Origin of the sequence: Streptomyces sp. NPDC057877 (genome assembly GCF_042796855.1) — a bacterium.
Taxonomy (GTDB): domain Bacteria; phylum Actinomycetota; class Actinomycetes; order Streptomycetales; family Streptomycetaceae; genus Streptomyces.
Genome location: NZ_JBHVMS010000001.1, coordinates 125,050 through 142,675, shown reverse-complemented (window position 1 = coordinate 142,675; position 17,626 = coordinate 125,050). Strand labels below are relative to the sequence as shown.

The following is a 17,626-nucleotide window of genomic DNA, read 5'->3' as shown; positions in this document are numbered from 1 at the left end:
GCCCCATCGGTCGGGACCCTGGTCCCGGGTGCGATCCCCGCGACTGTGCCCCGAAGGGCCCTGCACAGGGACCCGCGCGTGGTTCACCGGTCACCCCGCGGGGCACCCGGTGCCCACGACGGTGTGCGGAGAGGAGCGGCCCGATGTCCTTCCCGTTGACGGCCGACGCCCGTGAGTACGGGCTGACCGGGGACGGCACCACCAACGACCAGCCCGCGCTCGCCAAACTGGTCGACGCGGCGGGCGAGGCCCGCGCCGCCGACGGACGACCGCGGGTCATCCACGTCCCACCCGGCCGGTACGTCATCGAGGACGAGGCCACGGTCTGGCGCAGCGGCGTCTCACTGATCGGCGCGGGACGCGGCGTCACCTGCTTCGTCCTCGGCAACCCGGACAACCCCACGCAGCCGGTGCCGCTGGCCTGGTTCACCAGCCAGCACCACGGGGCGAGCCGCGACAACCACCTCGAGGACATCACCTTCGCCCACTTCGAGATCGACGGCTCGGGCGTGTGGACCGAGGAGTACGACCCGCTGGCGAAGGGTCTCGGGCTCCAGTACGTGCTGCGGGGCCGCTTCACCGACCTGCACATCCACGACACCGCCGCGACCGGGTTCGGCTGCGACTTCCTCCAGGACACCGTCGTCGAGGGCGTGCTCGCCGCCCGCTGCGGACGGCAGGACTCCGGCGAGGAGATGGGCGGCGCCGGGATCGGGATCGGCATCGGCGGCTGGGGCACGGTCGAGCGGCTGACGATCACCTCGTGCACGGCGATCGGCAACGGCACCAACGGCATCTTCGTCGAACTCCAGCAGGAGGAGTGGCCGCCCCCGCGCGGCATCCGCGTCACCGCCTGCCACGCCGAGGACAACCGCTTCGGCATCTCCGACTGGGGCGCCGACGGGCTGCTGGTCACCTCCTCGACCATGCTGTCCAACCACGAGGCCGGGTTCGACGTGTCCTCCCAGGGCACCGCGGGCGTCGGCGGGCGCGGCGGCATCGTCACCGGGTGCGTCATCGACGGCAACGTCCGCGACGGCGTGGGACTCGGCAACACGCCCGGCCCTTACGCGCTGCGGGGCAACCGCGTCAGCAACAACGGCCGGTACGGCTACTGGGAGCACCACCTCAAGGGCGGCGACCAGGAACCCGCCACCGACATCGTCCTCGACTCCAACGACATCCGGGACAACGCCCTCGACGGCATCCGCGTCGACGCCGGGCTGCGGCACGCGGCGATCCTGGACAACCGCATCCGCAACAACGGCCGCGGCTGCGCCCCGGCGACCGCGGGCGGCGGCGACGGAGTGCGCTACGGCAGCCTGACCCTGACCGACGACACCGCCCACTGGCGCCCCGACGGACACCGCGGAAAGCGCCTCACCCTGGGCGACGGCCGCACGGCCATGGTCACCTTCAACACCGAGACCCGACTCGCCCTCGCACCCTGGCGCCCCGGCGCGGGCACCGCCTGGCCCGCCGACGTGCCCGCGCCGGGCACCGCCTACCGGCTGCCGGACCCGTCCGGCCCGTGCGCCGGGCTCACCACGGCCGCCGAGGTGACCCAGGCGCAGGTGCACGGCAACCGGATCTGGGACGACCAGCGGGACCGCACCCAGACCTACGGCATGTGGATCACCCCGGACGGCAGGTGGCGCGGCGGCCGGGTCTCCGCCAACGACTTCGACGGCAACGCCGAGGCGGCGACCCGTTTCGACACCCCGCCCGACGGCGTCCGCTGGAGCGACAACGACCCCTGACGCGCCGGGACCCAGGCAGGAGGCTGGCGATGATCTCCGAGATGGTACGGATCCCCGTACCCACCGACGACGTGACCCTGCCCGGCGACCTGGTGCTGCCGGACACCCCGCGGGCGGTGGTGCTGTTCGCGCACGGCAGCGGCAGCTCACGGCACAGCCCGCGCAACCGGATGGTCGCCGCCCACCTGCGCTCCGGCGGGTTCGGGACACTGCTGATGGACCTGCTCAGCGAGCCGGAGGAGCGCCAGGACGTGGTGACCGGGCAGCACCGCTTCGACATCGGGCTGCTGGGCCGCCGCCTGGTCGCGGCCGTCGACTGGCTCGGCACCCAGCCGGAGACCCGGAAGCTGCCCGTCGTGGTGTTCGGCGCCAGCACCGGCGCCGCGGCGGCCCTGGTGTGCGCCGCGCGGCGGCCGGACGCGGTGCTGGCCGTGGTGTCCCGGGGTGGCCGTCCCGATCTGGCGGGCGACGCGCTGGACGCCGTACGGGCGCCGGTGCTGCTGATCGTCGGCGGTCAGGACCGCGAGGTGCTGCGGCTCAACGAGGAGGCCGCCGGGCGCCTTCCCGGCCCGCACGGCATCAGCGTCGTACCGGGTGCCACGCATCTGTTCGAGGAGCCCGGGGCTCTGGAGCAGGTCGCGGACACCGTCCGTCACTGGTGCGACGAGCGGCTGCGGTCGCCGGAGCGGTGAGCGGACACCGTCCACGGGTCGGCGCGGCGGGCGAGGCGGCGTACGTGGTGGCGTGCCCCGGAGGGGAGGCGGCGGATCAGGGCGAGGGCGGTGCGGCGCAGGCGTGGGGCGGCGGTGACGCGTAGCAGCAGTCGGTGCAGCGGGCCGGTGGCATGGGGGCGGGCGACCGCCAGGCGCAGGGCGCTGTGCGGCCCTGACCAGCCCGGGACGATCAGACGGGGCGGCTCGGCCACCGTGGCGGCGGGCAGCCGCGGGCGGTGGCTGACGTCGGCGAGCGGGGTGCGGCGGCCCACGCCGAGCAGTTGGGCGCGGACCCATAGCTGGTGCGGGCCCGGCTCCAGGGGACCGCCCCCGGCCAGGGCCGCCGGGTCGACCAGCGTCTTGCCCGAGACGACCACGCGGTACCGGCCGCCGCCGAGCGGCTCGACGCGCGGGGCCAGTTCGGCGTCCGGGAACCACCACAGCTTGCGGCGCAGGTCGTGGACGATCAGCTCGCCGTCGGCGTGCCCGAGCGGGTCCGGGACCGCCCAGCCCTCGGCGCCGGGGATTCCGGCCAGCAGCTCGGGGTCCAGCAGCAACCGCCCCTCGCGTTCCACCAGGACCAGGGGCTCGCCGTCGGGGCGCCGCAGGCCGACCGTGGTGGCGACGAGGAGCCCGCCGTCGTGCCAGCCGACGTCGTCCACCGTGACCTGGGGCCGGATCTCCCGCACCCGGCGCGCGAGTTCGACGAGGGAGTCCAGACGGCCCGCCTCCAGCAGGCTCGCCCGCAGCCGGGAGACCGCCGGGAGGCCGTCGCGGACCCCGGGCGGATAGCACTCCAGGGCCATCGCGCGTACGACGCCGTGGTACCGCTCCAGCGAGCGGCCGGTGCGCTGCAGGACGCGCGGTTCGCTCACCGGGCGGAGCAGTTCGACGCGGTAGGAGCGGCGCAGCAGCCGGTCCTGCAGCGGCCCGGGTTCCGTACCCTCCCTGATGGCGTCGACGACGGCGCGCAGATGGCCGTAGTACACCTCCGGCGGGGTGGGGCGGGAGCTGGTGTTGCCGCCGTCCTCGCGGCGGTTCCACACATAGCAGGGGCGGTCGCCGAGGATGGCGACGCTGCGGGCGCGGACGTACGCCCGGGCCATGAACAGCTGGTCCTCCAGCCGTACCGGCCCCTCCGGGAACTCGATGCCGTGCTCCAGCAGGAAGGCCCGGCGGAACATCTTGTGCGGGGTGAGGCTCTCGAACAGCGCCGCCGTCTCGGCCGTGCAGTGCTCGACGGTGCGCTTGAACAGCGGGTGCGGGCCCTGCATGGTGCCGGTCACCTTGCCCAGGACGATGTCGGAGCCGCGCCGTGAGGCGAGCGCGAGGAGGCGTTCGAGGGCGTCCGGGGTGAGTTCGTCGTCCTGGTCCACGAACTGCACGTACTCGCCGCGCGCCGCCCGCACCCCGACGTTGCGGGGCTTGCCCGGCCAGCCGGAGTTCTCCTGGTGGACGACGCGGACGTGCGGATGGCGCGCGGCCAGCTCGTCGAGACGCCGCCCGGAGTCGTCGGTCGAGCCGTCGTCGACGTAGATGACCTCGTACGACCGCTGTCCCAGCGTCTGCCGCAGCAGGGAGGGGGCACAGCGGTCCAGATAGGGGCCCGCGTTGTAGACGGGCACCACCACACTCACCTGGATCATCACTGCCCCCCCCGGGCGGATACGAACGACTGCCGGTGTGTGCGAACCTCAGTGCTGCCTGACCGTGTCGGCCTCGGTGGCGTCGATGCGCAGGTGGGCGCCCTGACGGCGGAGTTCGTCCTGGACGAGGGCGGGCGCCAGCTCGCGCGGGGTGGTCCCGGCCCGGACCGCCAGCGCGGCGCAGACACCCGCCGCCTGCCCGGTCGCCATCGCGATCGGCATCACGCGGTACGACGAGTGAGCCACATGCGTCCCGGAGATGCAACGCCCCGCCACCAGCAGCCGGTTGGTGTCCCGCGGCAGCAGACAGCGCAGCGGGATGTCGTACCAGTGCCCCGTCGGTACCCGCTTCAGGACCGTGCCGGACCCCTTCGGGTTGTGGATGTCGACCGGGTAGGCCCCGTGCGCGACCACGTCCGTGAAGTGCCGGGCGGCGAGGATGTCATGGCCGGTCAGCTGGTAGTCGCCGAGGATGCGCCGGGTCTCGCGCACCCCGATCTGGGTGCCGCTCTGCGCCACGTACGACTCCTCGAAGCCCGGCACCCGGGTGCGCAGGAAGCGGTCGATCTGTTCGAGCTGGCGCCGTGCGGTCCACTCGGCGCGGGTCAGGTCCCACACGTCGGTGCCCAGCGCGCGGGTGACGCGGGTGCTGTTGACGGCCAGTTCCCGGGGGTGGGGGGTGCCGAAGAAGAGGATGTCCTCGCGCGGCAGCCGCAGCTCGCCCACCCGGGTCGCCTCCTCCACCAGGTCCCACAGCCCGTGCACGCCCCGCCACTGGTCCGGGTGGGCGCGGACGTACTCGGAGAAGCGCGGGCGCAGGAAGTCCACCACCCGGAACATCAGCGTCATGGGCTGCACCAGCCCGTCCTCCGGCCGCCCCACCTCGTACGGCGCCCCGCACGAGGCCGCGATGTCGCCGTCCCCGGTGCCGTCGACGACGACGTCCGCGTCCAGCACGACGGGACCCGACTTGCCCTCGAACACCACCCGCCAGCCGTCGTCCAGGGGCAGCGCGGCCGAGGCGAAGGAGTGCAGCAGGATGCGCACCCCCGCCTCGTCCAGCAGATCGAGCAGGGTCAGCTTGAACAGCTCCGGGTCGAACGGCACGGTGTAGCCGGTCTCCAGGGACGGCGGAATGCAGCCGCCCCGCTCGGTGAGCCGGTCCAGGAGCCGCCACAGCACCCCGGCGACCATCGGCTCGCCCTCGCCGTGGTCGGTGGGCAGCAGCCGGGTGTTGTCGCCGTCCGAGGTGAACGCGGCCTGCTTGTGCTCGTTGTGGAACGACATCAGCGGCATCACCAGCGCCACCGTCGCGTTGCCCCCGAAGAACCCGTACCGCTCCACGAGGACCACGTCGGCGCCCGCGTCCGCCGCGGCCAGCGCCGCCGCGCAGCCCGCCGGACCGCCGCCGACCACCAGAACCTCGGTCCGGCCGCCGTGCAGGGCGCTGCGCGGCGGCAGGGTGACGGTGCGGGGCTCCGGCGGTTTCTGCAGGACGGGCATCGGCTTCCCTTCCGCGGGCGTCCGCGTTCTGTTGTTGGTGGTCCGGCGCCGGTCAGGCCCCGGCGGGCCGCCCCTGCGGGTCGAACCCGAGCGGGTCCGCCCCGGCCGCGAGGCCCAGATCGGAGCGGGCGGGCTCACGCGCCAGCCCCGGGGAGTCCGGGATGATCTCGTCCAGCAGGGCGGCCACGCGCACACAGGTCACCTGGGCCAGCGAGCGCAGCCGCTCCACGCGCGGCTGGAGTTCCGCGCGCCGCTGCGGATACTCGTCCCACAGCCGGTCCACCTCCGCCAGCAGCAGCCCGGCCTGCTCCCGCGCCACCCCGACCAGCGCCGGGGCGCCGGTGCGGCGGGCGAAGTCGAAGACCTTCCCGGCGTACGGCAGCGGCAGCACCGGCAGTCCGGAGACCGCGGCGAAGATCAGGAAGTGCAGCCGCATCCCGACCGCCAGGTCCAGATGGCGCATGAAGCCGAGCACCTGCCCGGGACTGTAGGCCTCGTTGAGGATCCGCCCCCGGTCCGGCGCGGTCATGTGGGACAGCACCGCGTGCGCGTGCCGTACGTCGGCCCGCTCCATCGGCATGAACACCACATGCGCGTCCAGGCGGCCCACCAGGAAGTCGGCCACATCGGCGAGCAGGGCGTGGTAGTCGCCCTCGTCGAGCTTCTCCGCCGCCCGGCCCGGCTCCCGCACCGACATCCCCACCAGGCGGGTGCCGGTGGGCACGCCCTCGTTCTGCATCATCCGGTCGGTGAACGGCTCCGGCTCCAGCAGCAGCGCCGGGTCGGCGGTGACGGTGACCTCGCGCTCCAGACCGACCTCCTCCAGGACCAGCCGGGACTCCTCGTCGCGTACGACCACGTCCTCCATCCGGGCCAGCACGGTGCGCACGGCCTCCCGGTCGTCCGGCTCGCGCAGCGGACCGGCGCCGACGGCGTAGGCGAAGGTGGGCACGGACCGCTCCTGCGCGGCCCGCACCAGCCGCAGATAGCGGCGCGCCTCACCGTCGTAGAGGATGCCGCCGCCGCCCAGGACCAGCAGATCGAGGCCGGACAGCGCGTCCAGCAGGCCCTTCTGCGGCACGCCCTCCCAGTCCACGACCGCGTCGGCCTGCGGCTGGTGCTCGCGGGTGTGGGCGGCGTTCCGGCTGAAGACCACCAGGTGGGCCTCCGGGCGGTGCGCGCGCAGGCAGTTGAGCACACAGGTCAGGATCGCCTCGTCGCCGATGTTGAAACCGCCGTACGAGCCGAGCACCCCGATGCGGGGCCGGGACGGTCCGGGCACCGGGTGCGATGTCGTGCTGGTCATCCTGGGGGGCTCCCGTCACGTCGCTGTCTGATGGGCGTGGCAGTCGTCCAGCCCGGGTTGCCGGGACCGTCCCGGTGAAAACACTCCTCTCAGCGGTGATACAGGCCCACGAGGGTTCCGTCAGCGATCCGCGCCTTCTCCACGGCCTGGTGCACCTGATCGGCGCTGGGGTTGTCGGGCAGGACGCACGGTTCCCCCAGGGCGTAGAGATGGAAGTAGTAGTGGTGCGCCTCGTCCCCGGGCGGCGGATGCGGGCCGCCCCAGCCGGGCCTGCCGTAGCCGTTGGTGAGTTCCGTGCCGCCGGGCGGGGGGTGCCCCGCCTCCGTGCCCCCGCTGTGCGGGTCGACGCCGACCACGACCCAGTGCACGAAGGTCCCCGAGGGGGCGTCGGGGTCCTCGCACAGCAGGACCAGTTCGGAGGTGTCCTCCGGTACGCCGGACCAGGCCAGGGGAGGGGAGACGTTCTCCCCCTCCAGGGCGTAGCGGCGCGGTACGGGAGCGTGGTCGGTGAACGCGCTGCTCCTGAGTTCGATGCCGGACATGCGCCCCGGAGTACCCCCGGCAGGGGGGCGCAATCATGACGGAACGGACCCGTCAGCCGCGGGTCGCGCCAAGCGCAGTACGCCGCCCTGCTCGGGCACGACGCGCAGGTCACCGCTGATCCGGTCCAGGGTCGCGCCCAGCCAGGCCCGGTCCTCGGCCGCCGCGGCCTCGAGCCGCAGCCGCCTCGCCCGCAGCGGCACCATGCGCAGTCCCGCCAGCCGTCCCGTCGCCGCCTCCAGGGAGACCAGGTAGGCCAGGCGCAGGTCGTCGCGGTACTCCTCGTAACCGCCGATGCCCTCGTAGTCGTCGACGAAGTCACCGCAGCCGTGCAGGACCAGCCGGTCGCGGTACACCTCGACGGGGCGGGGGTGGTGCGAGGAGTGGCCGTGTACGACGTCGGCGCCGCCGTCGACCAGGGCGTGCGCGAAGCGGATCTGCTCCCGGGGGACGCGGTAGCCCCAGTTCGAGCCCCAGTGCACCGAGACCACCACCAGGTCGCCGGGGCGCCGCACGCTCCTGATCCGCGCCACCGCCGCTGCCGCCCGGTCCGGCGACAACCGGGGCAGGTAGGCGACCCCGGACAGCTCCGCGGTCGCCGCCCAGCCGGGCGGGATGCCGCTGCACCACGCCCCGAGCGCGAACACCAGCAGCCGTCCACCGCCCGCGAGGGGCAGCGCCACGGGCGCGTACGCCTCGTCGGCGTCCCGGCCCGCGCCCGCCGTGCGCAGCCCGGCGCCGGTGAGGGCGCCCAGGGTCTCCGTGAGGCCCGCGCGGCCGAAGTCCAGGACGTGGTTGTTGGCCAGCACGCACACGTCGGGGCGGGCCACCGTCAGGGCGGGCAGGTTGGCCGGGTGCATCCGGTAGTGGACCGCCTTGCCGGGCGCGAACGCGCCACCGCGGGTGACGGCCGTCTCCAGGTTCACGATCCGCACGTCCGGCGCGGCCTCCTCCAGCACCGCCAGGGCCTCGCCCCACGGCCACGACGGCGCCACCGGGGCGGGCACCGGGCCGTTCACCGCCTCCGCCAGCCGGACGTAGGTCCGCGCGTCTGCGACGTACGCCTCCCGCAGGGCGGGGTCACCCGGGTGGGGGAGGATCTGGTCGACGCCCCGGCCGAGCATCACGTCACCACAGAGGAACAGGGTCACGAGGCGGTCGGGCATACGTCCAGCGTAGGCAGGTCGTGGCTGGTCGCACGGTTCCCCGCGCCCCGGCGCCCGCACCTCCCATGGGGCGCACGGACGGGAGCGGCGGCGCAGAGAGCGGTGCGGGGTGGAGCCGCCGGACCACGGTGTGTGCGCCCTGGTACGGCTTCCCGGCGGGCGCTTACAGTGTGGCGCCCCGGCCCCGCGCGCCCCGGGCCGGAGCCCCCGTCCGACAGCTCGCCCGGGCCGCGCAGCCCAGCGCGCACGGGTGTGGCGCGAACCGTTGGAGGCTGCTGTGCCCCGACCCCTGGTCGCCCTCATCACCGACCCCACGTCGACGGAAGGCTGCGCCGCCTACCTCGCCGAGGCCGTACGGCTGCTCACCGGCGCCCCGCCGGTGCGGATCGACGCCCGGCACTTCGCGGTCGGCGGCACCGGCCAAGGCGTGCCCGACGGCGGGAGGTTACGGCTGCTCGTCCCCGAACAGGGCCTGGACCTGGTGCCGGACGTCGTCGTGCTCTACGAGATACCCCCGCACCGGCGCCGCGCGCTCGCCGCGTTCCAGCTCCTGCTGGAGCGGCACGACGCGGTGACCCTCGGCACCGGTCCCGCCGCCTGGCGGACGGCGACGGAGAAGGACATCACCGTCGCCCGCCTGCACCGCGACGGCATCGCCCAGATGGAGACCGTCGTACTGTCCCGTCCCGGCGCCGAGGAGGCGTTGGCCGCCTTCGACAAGCTCGGCCGGGACGTCTGGGCCCGGCCCGTCGTCGGCACCGGCGGCAGCGGCACCTTCCACATCACCGGTCCCGAGGCGCTCCGGCGGGCCGCCGAGCACTACGCCCGCCACGGCACCGACTGGCTGCTCTCCCGCGACGCCGGGAACATCACCGCCGACGGACGCCGCCACCAGTTCCGCGTCTTCGTCCTGGGCGGCCGGGTCATCCACGCCCGCGAGCACCTCCAAGCCGCGCCCGACACCCCCTGCAACACCTGCCAGGGCGCCGTCCCGGTGTTCCTCGCCCCCGACGAACTGCCGCCGCGCCTCGCCGAACTCGCCGTCGCCGCGACCGCCTCGGTAGGACTGCCCTACGCCGGGGTCGACCTCGCGGCCGAGCACGGCGGCGTCGTCTTCGAGGTGAACGTGCAGCCCGCGTTCGTCGACGGGGAACTCGACAAGGCCGCCGTCCCCTATGTGCGGGCCCACCTCGACGCCCTCGCCGCACGCCGGCCAACTGATGTGACTGTCGGTGAGGAACCTCACGCCTGGGTTACAAAGTCCTCAACCTCTGGTATCGGCGGGGTAATGACGTGACGATGGAGCCATGACTTTGGCCCAGCGCGCCCTGGAGCAACTGCAGGCCTGGCCCGACCTGACGGCCGGACCCGCCAGTTGCGGCACGGGGCGGGCGATCAGTACCCCGCGCAGCGAGATCGCCCACTTCCACTCGGACCACGACGTGGACCTGCACCTCACCAGCCGGGCCATCCGGCGGTTCTCCGACGACCTTAGGGAATCGACGGCCATCCGCCTGGTGCCCGGCTCCCGGTGGGTGACCGTCCACCTCGACTGCGACACCGACCTCGATCTGCTGATGAGCCTGGTCAGCGTCGCCCTCAAGGCACACCAGCAGGGCCCCGCCCCGGACGCCCTCGAGAGCGCGGCCCCCCTCGGCTGCAACTTCCACCGCGTCACCGTCCTGTCCCGCGACCAGGCCGCGATCCTCTGACCCGCGCCCCCTGACCGCGCCCCCCATCCACCCGAGTGACCGGCGTGGACCGCGTCGTCGTGCCCCCGTGCGGGGAGAGACTGCTTGACGGGCGGTGCCGACCGTGCCGTACGGGTACTCGGGCAGCCGTGTGCGGGAGGAGCGTTCGAGGTGACGGGATGGACGTGGGAGTACGAGGGCTACGAGCCGACCGACGCGCGCCTGCGGGAATCGCTGTGCACCCTGGGCAACGGCTACTTCGCCACCCGTGGCGCGCTGCCCGAGTGCGTCGCGGACGACATCCACTACCCCGGAACCTATGTGGCGGGCTGCTACAACCGGCTCACCTCCCATGTGTCGGGCCGTCAGGTCGAGAACGAGGACCTGGTCAATGTGCCGAACTGGCTGCCGCTGCGGTTCCGGATGCACGGCCACCCCTGGCTCACCCCCGACACCGCACCGGTCCTCGAACACCGGGAGATCCTGCACCTCTCCTCGGGCGTGCTGGAACGCCTGACCCGCTACGGCCTCGGTGACGAGGGCACCCTGGCGGTGCGCCAGCTGCGGATCGTACACATGGCCGACCCGCATCTGGCCGCCCTGCGCACCGAGTTCACCCTCGAGGGCGGCTCCGGCGAACTCCATGTCGAGGCCGCCCTCGACGGCGGTGTCACCAACGCGGGCGTGCCCCGCTACCGGGACCTCGACGGCCGCCACCTCACCCACGTCCACACCGGCACCGCCGACCCGGACACCACCTGGCTGCGCTGCCGCACCCGCACCTCCGACATCCGCATCGGCATGGCGTCCCGGCTCACCACCGACACCCCCGTCACCGTCCGGCACGCCCTGCCGCGCACCGTGCAGCTGACCCGGCTCGGCCTGCTGCCCGGCCGCACCGCCACCGTGGACAAGACCGTCGCCCTGCACACCTCCCACGACCCCGCGATCAGCGACCCCCTGCACGCGGCCGTCGACCGGGTCGGCCGCGCCCCCGGCTTCGACGCGCTGCTCGCCTCGCACCGCACCGCCTGGGCCCAGCTGTGGCGGCGGGCCAGCATCGACGTGCCCGGCGAGGCGGGCCGCATCCTGCGCCTGCACCTCTTCCACGTCCTGCAGACCCTCTCCCCGAACAGCGCCGACCTGGACGTGGGCGTGCCGGCCCGCGGACTGCACGGCGAGGCCTACCGCGGCCATGTCTTCTGGGACGAGCTGTTCGTGCTGCCGTATCTCAACCTGCACTTCCCCGAGGTGTCCCGCGCCCTGCTGCACTACCGGCACCGGCGGCTGGAGAAGGCCTGCACCGCCGCCCGGGACGCGGGCCGCCGCGGCGCGATGTACCCCTGGCAGAGCGGCAGCGACGGGCGCGAGGAGACCCAGCAACTGCACCTCAACCCGCGCTCGGGCCGCTGGCTGCCGGACCACACGCACCTGCAGTACCACGTCGGCTCGGCGATCGCCTACAACGTGTGGCAGTACAGCGAGGCCAGCGGCGACGCCGATTTCCTGCAGACCAAGGGCGCCGAGATGCTGCTCCAGATCGCCCGCTTCTGGGCGGACGCGGCGACCTGGGACGACCGGCTGGGACGGCACCGCATCCGGGGCGTCCTCGGCCCCGACGAGTACCACGACGCCTACCCGGACGCCGACCGGCCGGGCCTCGACGACAACGCCTACACCAACGTCACCGCCGCCTGGGTGCTCTCCCGCAGCCTGGAGCTGCTGGCCGCCCTCCCGGAGCCCCGCCGCCGCGAACTCACCGAGCGCACCGGCCTGGAGGGCGACGAGCTGGAGCAGTGGGAGGACATCTCCCGCACCCTGCACGTGCCCTTCCACGAGGGCGTCATCAGCCAGTTCGAGGGCTACGGCGACCTCGCCGAACTCGACTGGCACGGCTACCGCAAGAAGTACGGCGACATCCGCCGCCTGGACCGCATCCTGGAGGCCGAGGGCGACACCGTCAACCGCTACCAGGCGTCCAAGCAGGCCGACGTGCTGATGCTCGGCTACCTCTTCTCACCCGCCGAACTGCGCACCCTCTTCCACCGGTTGGGCCTGCGCCTGGACGACGACACCTGGCACCGCACCGTCGACTACTACCTGCACCGCACCAGCCACGGCTCCACCCTCAGCGGACTGGTGCACGGCTGGATCCTGGCCCGCGCCCGGCGCGCCGAGGCCTGGCAGTTCTGCCAGGAGGCCCTGCGCGGCGACATCGCCGACATCCAGGGCGGCACCACCGGCGAGGGCATCCACCTCGGCGCCATGGCGGGCACCCTCGACCTGGTGCAGCGCGGACTGACCGGCCTGGAGACCCGGCAGGGCGCCCTCTGGCTCGACCCGGTGCCGCTGCCCGAGCTGTCCTCCTACGGCTTCTCCCTGCGCTACCAGGGCAACTGGGGCGTACGCCTGCGCCTGCACCGCCAGCACATGGAGATCACCGTGCCGTCCTCCGACGCCGCCCCGATCGACGTGCGTCTGCCCGACCGCACGGTCCGCCTGCAGCCGGGGGAGATGGCCCGCCTGATGCTCCCGGACTGAGCCCGGCACCGGGCGCCCCACCCGCGTGCGCATGAGAAGGTCGACTTCATGACAGCCGAACTCACCGTGAGCGTCCTCGGCACCGGCATCATGGGCGCCGCGATGGCCCGCAACCTCGCGCAGGCCGGACACACCGTCCGCGTCTGGAACCGCACCCGCGCCAAGGCCGAGCCCCTCACCGCCGACGGCGCGCGGGTCACCGCGACGCCCGCCGAGGCGGTCGAGGGCGCCGACGCCGTCCTGACCATGCTGTACGACGGCGCCGCCGCCCTCGACACCATGCGGCAGGCCGCGCCCGCCCTGCGCCCGGGCACCGCCTGGATCCAGTCCACGACCGCGGGCCTGGACGCCACCGCCGACCTCGCCGCCTTCGCCGCCGACCACGCCCTGCGCTTCTACGACGCCCCCGTCCTGGGCACCCGTCAGCCCGCCGAGGCCGGACAACTGACGGTCCTGGCCGCCGGTCCGCTCGACGGCCGGGACACGGTCACGCCCGTCTTCGACGCCGTGGGCGCGCGGACCGTGTGGACCGGCGAGGACGGCGCCGCCGCGAGCGCCACCCGGCTCAAGCTGGTCGCCAACAGCTGGGTCATCGCCGCCACCAACGCGGCCGGGGAGGCACTCGCCCTGGCCCGGGCGCTCGGTGTGGAGCCGGGCGGCTTCTTCGAGGTCATCGCGGGCGGCCCGCTCGACATGGGCTATCTGCACGCCAAGGCGGCCCTGGTCCTGGAGGACCGGCTCACCCCGCCCCAGTTCGCGGTGGGCACCGCCGCGAAGGACGCCCGCCTGATCGTCGAGGCGGGCGAGCGGCACGGGCTGCGCCTGGACGTGGCCGCCGCGGGCGCCGCCCGCCTCGCCCGCGCCGCCGAACGCGGGCACGCCGACGAGGACATGGCCGCCGCGTACTTCGCCAGCTTCGACCCCGACCACACCCCGCACCCCTGAGACCCGACCACACCCCGCACCCCTGAGACCCGACCTCACCCCACCCCTGAGAACGGAGCCACCCCGCATGTCCAAGCCGCCCCTGCCGCCCGAGGCAGTCGACCTGCTGAGCCGCCCCAACCCCTGCGTCATGGCCACCCTGCGCTCCGACGGCACTCCGGTCTCCACCCCCACCTGGTACCTGTGGGAGGACGGCCGGGCCCTGATCAACCTGGACGAGGGCCGGGTCCGCCTGAAGCACCTGCGCCGCGACCCGCGCGTGACGCTGACCGTCCTCGACGAGGACAACTGGTACACCCACGTCACCCTGATCGGCCGGGCCGTGGAGATCTACGAGGACCAGGCCCTCGCCGACATCGACCGGCTCTCCCGGCACTACACCGGCAACGCCTACCCGGACCGGGCCCGCGCCAGGTTCAGCGCCTGGGTCGAGGTCGAGCGCTGGCACGGCTGGGGAGCCATGCGGGACAGCGACCAGGCGGCCACCTGACGCGGGTCCCGGCCGCGTCGTGACCCGTCGCGGCCGGGAACATCTGGCCCGCTGGGGCGGGTGCTGCTGCGGTGGGCGACGACGACCGATCACAAGGTGATCGGCAACCTCCATCTCACGACGTCCTTCGGTTTCTTCCTCTTCGGCGGGGCGCTGGCCCTGCTGATGCGGGCCGAACTCGCCCGCCCGGGGCTGCAGATCGTCGGCGCCGACCAGTACAACCAGCTGTTCACGATCCACGGCACCATCATGATGCTGCGCGCCCCCACCCCGGTCAGTGGCCGGTAGGAGCCCTCGTAGACCACCGGGGCCATCGACGGATGGAAGAAGAACGTCAGCCACACGCCCGTCAGCGGCAGCACGACGAGGCTGTAGAGCGCCAGCTCACCGAGGAGGAAGGACCAGTGGTCGGGGAAGGCCTTGCGCAGCAGCCGCCCGCTCTCGTACACGGGAAGCCGCGCGTCGAGCGCGTCGGCGGTGCGCTCGGACGCACGGCGGACCCGGGCGGCGGCCCGGGCCCGTCTCTTCCGCAACAGCACGGCGCATGCGTTCCCGCACCCACCGCACCGGAAACCGGGGCAATCCGGATGAACCCCTACGTACGGTCACCCTTCGGCTTGCCCCGCTGGTCCGGGGTGCCGTGCGGCGGCGGGCTCATCGGCTGCGGGGAGGTCGCCGGGGAGACCGGCGAGCCGGTGCGGCGCGCGCCCGTCTCGGGGCGCAGCGCGCCCGGGTCGCCGGACGTCGGCTCGGCGCCCGCCCGCAGCTGGTCGAGCCGCGAGTTCAGCAGCTCGGTCACCGGCCGCCGGTCGGCGTGCGTCCGCTCGTAGGCGAGCACCTCCTCCACCTGCTCGGTGGTCAGTGAGCGCACGCGGCTCTCCAGACCGCCGATGGGCAGATGGTCGTAGTCGGGCAGGGGCAGGGTGCTGCGGCCGTGGTCGGCCATCGGTCTCACTTCCCTCCGTGCGGACACGGCTCTGGGCCGCGCGTCCTTCCGTGCGGCCACGACTCGGGGCCACGCGTCCCGCCACGCGGCCACGACTCGGGGCCACGGGTCCCTCCGGGCGGTGGCGGCCCCGAGGCTCGGGTCCCCGCGGGCGGACACGGCCCGGGGTCAGGGGGACGGCGCGGGGGCGGCGGTCAGCCGTTGCCCCACGAGCCGCTGTGGCCCTCACGCCAGCGCGGACGCGTCTTGTCACTGTGCTGGGTCGGGTTGTTGCCCGAGGCGGGCATGTCGTGCGGCAGGGTCACCCCGCCGCCGTTGGGCATGTCAGAGGGCTCCCGCATCTCCTGTACCTCGCGCACCGGCCCGCCGTCCGGCAGGTGCGGCTGCTCCTCGGGGCGCGGCGGCGGGGGTTCGCTGCGCCGGACCCGGATTCCGTAGAGGAAGGCGCCGATCAGCATCGCCACCACGACCACGCCGATCAGCAGCGGTCCCAGGGCGAGCACGCCGTGCGGCTCCGCCAGTTGCATCGCTGCGGTACTCATGGCTCGCGAGTACCCCTTTGCCTCGGCGCGAACCGGATCATCCCTCGCGGGACTGCCTGGTCCGCGAACGGTTGGCTGGCCACGGGTGCCCGGGCGCGGGGCCCGGAAAGCGGGGGCCGGGCCGGGCCACGGACGGGTTTGGCGCAGTGGGCCCCGGCTACCCGCCCGGTGTGACTTCGCCGACCCAGCAGGAGCTGTTCCGGTTCCTGGAGGACCGCTTCGCCTGCGCGCAGGCGTGCACGGAATGTGCCCGCGCGTGCGCCCTGCGCGCGAGCCTGGTGGACCCGGACGGAACCGAGGAACAGGAACTCGTACGACGCAAGGGGATCATGTGCGCGGAGGTGTGCGACGCCACCTGCCGGGTGCTGTCCGAGCAGAACCTCCTGGACGAGGACGGCATCCGCGTCCAGGTGGAGTGGTGCCGGACCGTCTGCCTGGAGTCCGCGCACGTCTTCGACCGCCATCCGGGCGCGGAGGACACCGCCGAAACCTGCCGGGCGTGCGCTCGGGCGTGCACGGACTTCCTCGCCACCCTGCAGTGAGACGGAGACGCCAGGGGCGCCGTCGGTCGAGGAGCACCCGGCCATTCCCAATTCCTGGATCACGTTCTACGGTGTGCGCCGTCAGGACCGGCCCCGCGAGCCTGGAGGCGCCGTGCATCTCGACCACACCCCCGAACAGCGGCGGCTGCGCGCCGAGCTGCGCGCCTACTTCGCCGAGCTGGTGCCGGACACCGCGACCACCCGGCACACCGACCCGGCGGCGTACAAGCGCTTCTACCGCGACACCATCCGCCGCCTCGGCGCCGACGGCTGGCTCGGCGTGGGCTGGCCCGAGGAGTACGGCGGGCGCGGGCTGACACCCAGGGAGCAGTTCGTCTTCTTCGACGAGGCAGCCCAGGCGGGCGTCCCCCTGCCCCTGATGGCGCTGAACACCGTGGGCCCGACCCTGATGCGGTACGGCACCGACGAGCAGAAGGCCCACTTCCTGCCCCGCATCCTCTCCGGCGAGATCGACTTCGCCATCGGCTACAGCGAACCCGACGCGGGTACCGACCTGGCGGCCCTGAAGACCCGCGCCGTGCGCGACGGGGACTCCTACGTCGTCAACGGCCACAAGATCTGGACCACCAACGGCGACACCGCCGACTGGGTGTGGCTGGCCGTGCGCACCGACCCCGACGCCCCCGCGCACCGCGGCATCAGCATGCTCCTGGTGCCGACCGACGACCCCGGCTACTCGTGCACCGTGATCCGCACCCTCGCCGGGCACGACACCACCGCCAGCCGCTACGAGGACATCCGCGTCCCCGTCGCCCACCGCGTCGGCGCCGAGAACCAGGGCTGGCGGCTGATCACCAACCAGCTCAACCACGAGCGCGTCACCCTCGCCGCCCACGGCACCATGGCGATCCGCGCCCTGCACGACGTCCAGCGCTGGGCCATGGAGACCAAGCTCACCGACGGCCGCCGCGTCGTCGACCTGCCCTGGGTACGCCGACTGCTCGCCCGCACCCACACCCGCCTGGACGCCCTGCGCCTGCTGAACTGGCAGATGGTGGGCGCAGTCCAGGAGGGCACCCTCACCCCGCAGGACGCCTCCGCCGTCAAGGTGTACGGCTCCGAGGCCCGCCGCGACGCCTACGCCGCGCTCATGGAGGTCGTCGCGGCGGCGGGCGCCCTCAAGGAGGGCTCGGCGGGCGCGGTCCTGCGCGGCGAGCTGGAACGCGGCTACCGCTCAGCGGTGATCTTCACCTTCGGCGGCGGCAACAACGAGATCCAGCGGGAGATCATTTCCTGGATAGGCCTGGGGATGCCGCGGGTCCGGCGTTAGCCTC

Annotated in this window: 16 protein-coding genes and 2 pseudogenes; 10 read left to right on the top strand and 8 right to left on the bottom strand. The window is 73.7% G+C overall.

Annotation, left to right across the window (positions count from 1 at the left end):
• The first annotated feature begins 143 nt into the window (after positions 1–143).
• Together ACFVQG_RS00660 and ACFVQG_RS00655 are read left to right on the top strand one after the other, a co-directional pair.
• Positions 144–1,760, top strand: coding sequence for a right-handed parallel beta-helix repeat-containing protein (locus tag ACFVQG_RS00660; RefSeq protein WP_383375203.1), 1,617 nt, complete (start codon positions 144–146; stop codon positions 1,758–1,760).
• 29 nt (positions 1,761–1,789) lie between these two features.
• Positions 1,790–2,452, top strand: coding sequence for a dienelactone hydrolase family protein (locus ACFVQG_RS00655; RefSeq protein WP_383375201.1), 663 nt, complete (start codon positions 1,790–1,792; stop codon positions 2,450–2,452).
• On the opposite strand, the gene ACFVQG_RS00650 is transcribed toward ACFVQG_RS00655, so the two are convergent.
• The 5 genes from ACFVQG_RS00650 to ACFVQG_RS00630 form a co-directional block, all read right to left on the bottom strand.
• Positions 2,413–4,119, bottom strand: coding sequence for a glycosyltransferase (locus ACFVQG_RS00650; protein WP_383375199.1), 1,707 nt, complete (start codon positions 4,117–4,119; stop codon positions 2,413–2,415). The two genes, ACFVQG_RS00655 and ACFVQG_RS00650, sit on opposite strands and share 40 nt — an antisense overlap.
• A 48-nt stretch (positions 4,120–4,167) precedes the next feature.
• Positions 4,168–5,622, bottom strand: a complete 1,455-nt coding sequence (locus ACFVQG_RS00645) for an FAD-dependent oxidoreductase (RefSeq protein WP_383375197.1) — start codon at positions 5,620–5,622, stop codon at positions 4,168–4,170.
• Between the two features lie 52 nt (positions 5,623–5,674).
• A complete protein-coding gene (locus tag ACFVQG_RS00640) occupies positions 5,675–6,928 on the bottom strand; it encodes a polysaccharide pyruvyl transferase family protein (protein WP_383375195.1) in 1,254 nt (417 codons plus the stop codon).
• A gap of 89 nt (positions 6,929–7,017) precedes the next feature.
• Entirely contained in the window at positions 7,018–7,470 is a 453-nt protein-coding gene (locus ACFVQG_RS00635) for a YbhB/YbcL family Raf kinase inhibitor-like protein (RefSeq protein ID WP_383375193.1), read from the bottom strand.
• Between the two features lie 33 nt (positions 7,471–7,503).
• Entirely contained in the window at positions 7,504–8,634 is a 1,131-nt protein-coding gene (locus ACFVQG_RS00630) for a CapA family protein (protein ID WP_383375191.1), read from the bottom strand.
• Positions 8,635–8,911: 277 nt separating this feature from the next.
• Between ACFVQG_RS00630 and ACFVQG_RS00625 the strand changes: the two genes are divergently transcribed.
• The 6 genes and pseudogenes from ACFVQG_RS00625 to ACFVQG_RS00600 all read left to right on the top strand — a co-directional run.
• The gene (locus tag ACFVQG_RS00625; RefSeq protein ID WP_383375189.1) at positions 8,912–9,931 is read left to right on the top strand and encodes a RimK family alpha-L-glutamate ligase; all 1,020 of its coding nucleotides are present in this window, start codon (positions 8,912–8,914) and stop codon (positions 9,929–9,931) included.
• 10 nt (positions 9,932–9,941) lie between these two features.
• Positions 9,942–10,346 carry a luciferase family protein gene (locus ACFVQG_RS00620; RefSeq protein ID WP_383375187.1) on the top strand — a complete coding sequence of 135 codons (405 nt, stop codon included), beginning with the start codon at positions 9,942–9,944 and terminating at the stop codon, positions 10,344–10,346.
• 150 nt (positions 10,347–10,496) lie between these two features.
• Entirely contained in the window at positions 10,497–12,866 is a 2,370-nt protein-coding gene (locus ACFVQG_RS00615; protein ID WP_383375185.1) for a glycoside hydrolase family 65 protein, read from the top strand.
• 48 nt (positions 12,867–12,914) lie between these two features.
• Complete coding sequence (locus ACFVQG_RS00610; protein ID WP_383375183.1) at positions 12,915–13,811, top strand: NAD(P)-dependent oxidoreductase; 897 nt, start codon at positions 12,915–12,917, stop codon at positions 13,809–13,811.
• A 67-nt stretch (positions 13,812–13,878) separates the two neighbouring features.
• Positions 13,879–14,301, top strand: a complete 423-nt coding sequence (locus tag ACFVQG_RS00605) for a PPOX class F420-dependent oxidoreductase (protein ID WP_383375181.1) — start codon at positions 13,879–13,881, stop codon at positions 14,299–14,301.
• A gap of 51 nt (positions 14,302–14,352) precedes the next feature.
• Positions 14,353–14,577 (top strand): annotated as a pseudogene (locus ACFVQG_RS00600) (cbb3-type cytochrome c oxidase subunit I); the annotation flags it as partial.
• Here ACFVQG_RS00600 and ACFVQG_RS00595 read toward each other — a convergent pair.
• From ACFVQG_RS00595 to ACFVQG_RS00585, 3 genes and pseudogenes are all read right to left on the bottom strand, one after another.
• Positions 14,568–14,840, bottom strand: a pseudogene (locus tag ACFVQG_RS00595) (ubiquinol-cytochrome c reductase cytochrome b subunit); the annotation flags it as partial. The pseudogenes ACFVQG_RS00600 and ACFVQG_RS00595 sit on opposite strands and share 10 nt — an antisense overlap.
• Before the next feature lie 56 nt (positions 14,841–14,896).
• Positions 14,897–15,247 carry a hypothetical protein gene (locus tag ACFVQG_RS00590; protein ID WP_383375179.1) on the bottom strand — a complete coding sequence of 117 codons (351 nt, stop codon included), beginning with the start codon at positions 15,245–15,247 and terminating at the stop codon, positions 14,897–14,899.
• Positions 15,248–15,441: 194 nt separating this feature from the next.
• Complete coding sequence (locus ACFVQG_RS00585) at positions 15,442–15,789, bottom strand: DUF6479 family protein (protein ID WP_383375177.1); 348 nt, start codon at positions 15,787–15,789, stop codon at positions 15,442–15,444.
• 170 nt (positions 15,790–15,959) lie between these two features.
• On the opposite strand from ACFVQG_RS00585, the gene ACFVQG_RS00580 reads away from it, so the two are divergent.
• Both ACFVQG_RS00580 and ACFVQG_RS00575 read left to right on the top strand, forming a co-directional pair.
• Positions 15,960–16,331 (top strand): ferredoxin, encoded by a 372-nt coding sequence (locus tag ACFVQG_RS00580; protein WP_383375175.1) that lies wholly within the window; start codon positions 15,960–15,962, stop codon positions 16,329–16,331.
• Between the two features lie 112 nt (positions 16,332–16,443).
• On the top strand, positions 16,444–17,622 hold the full coding sequence (locus ACFVQG_RS00575; RefSeq protein WP_383375173.1) for an acyl-CoA dehydrogenase family protein: 1,179 nt from the start codon (positions 16,444–16,446) through the stop codon (positions 17,620–17,622).
• The last annotated feature ends 4 nt before the right edge of the window (positions 17,623–17,626 follow it).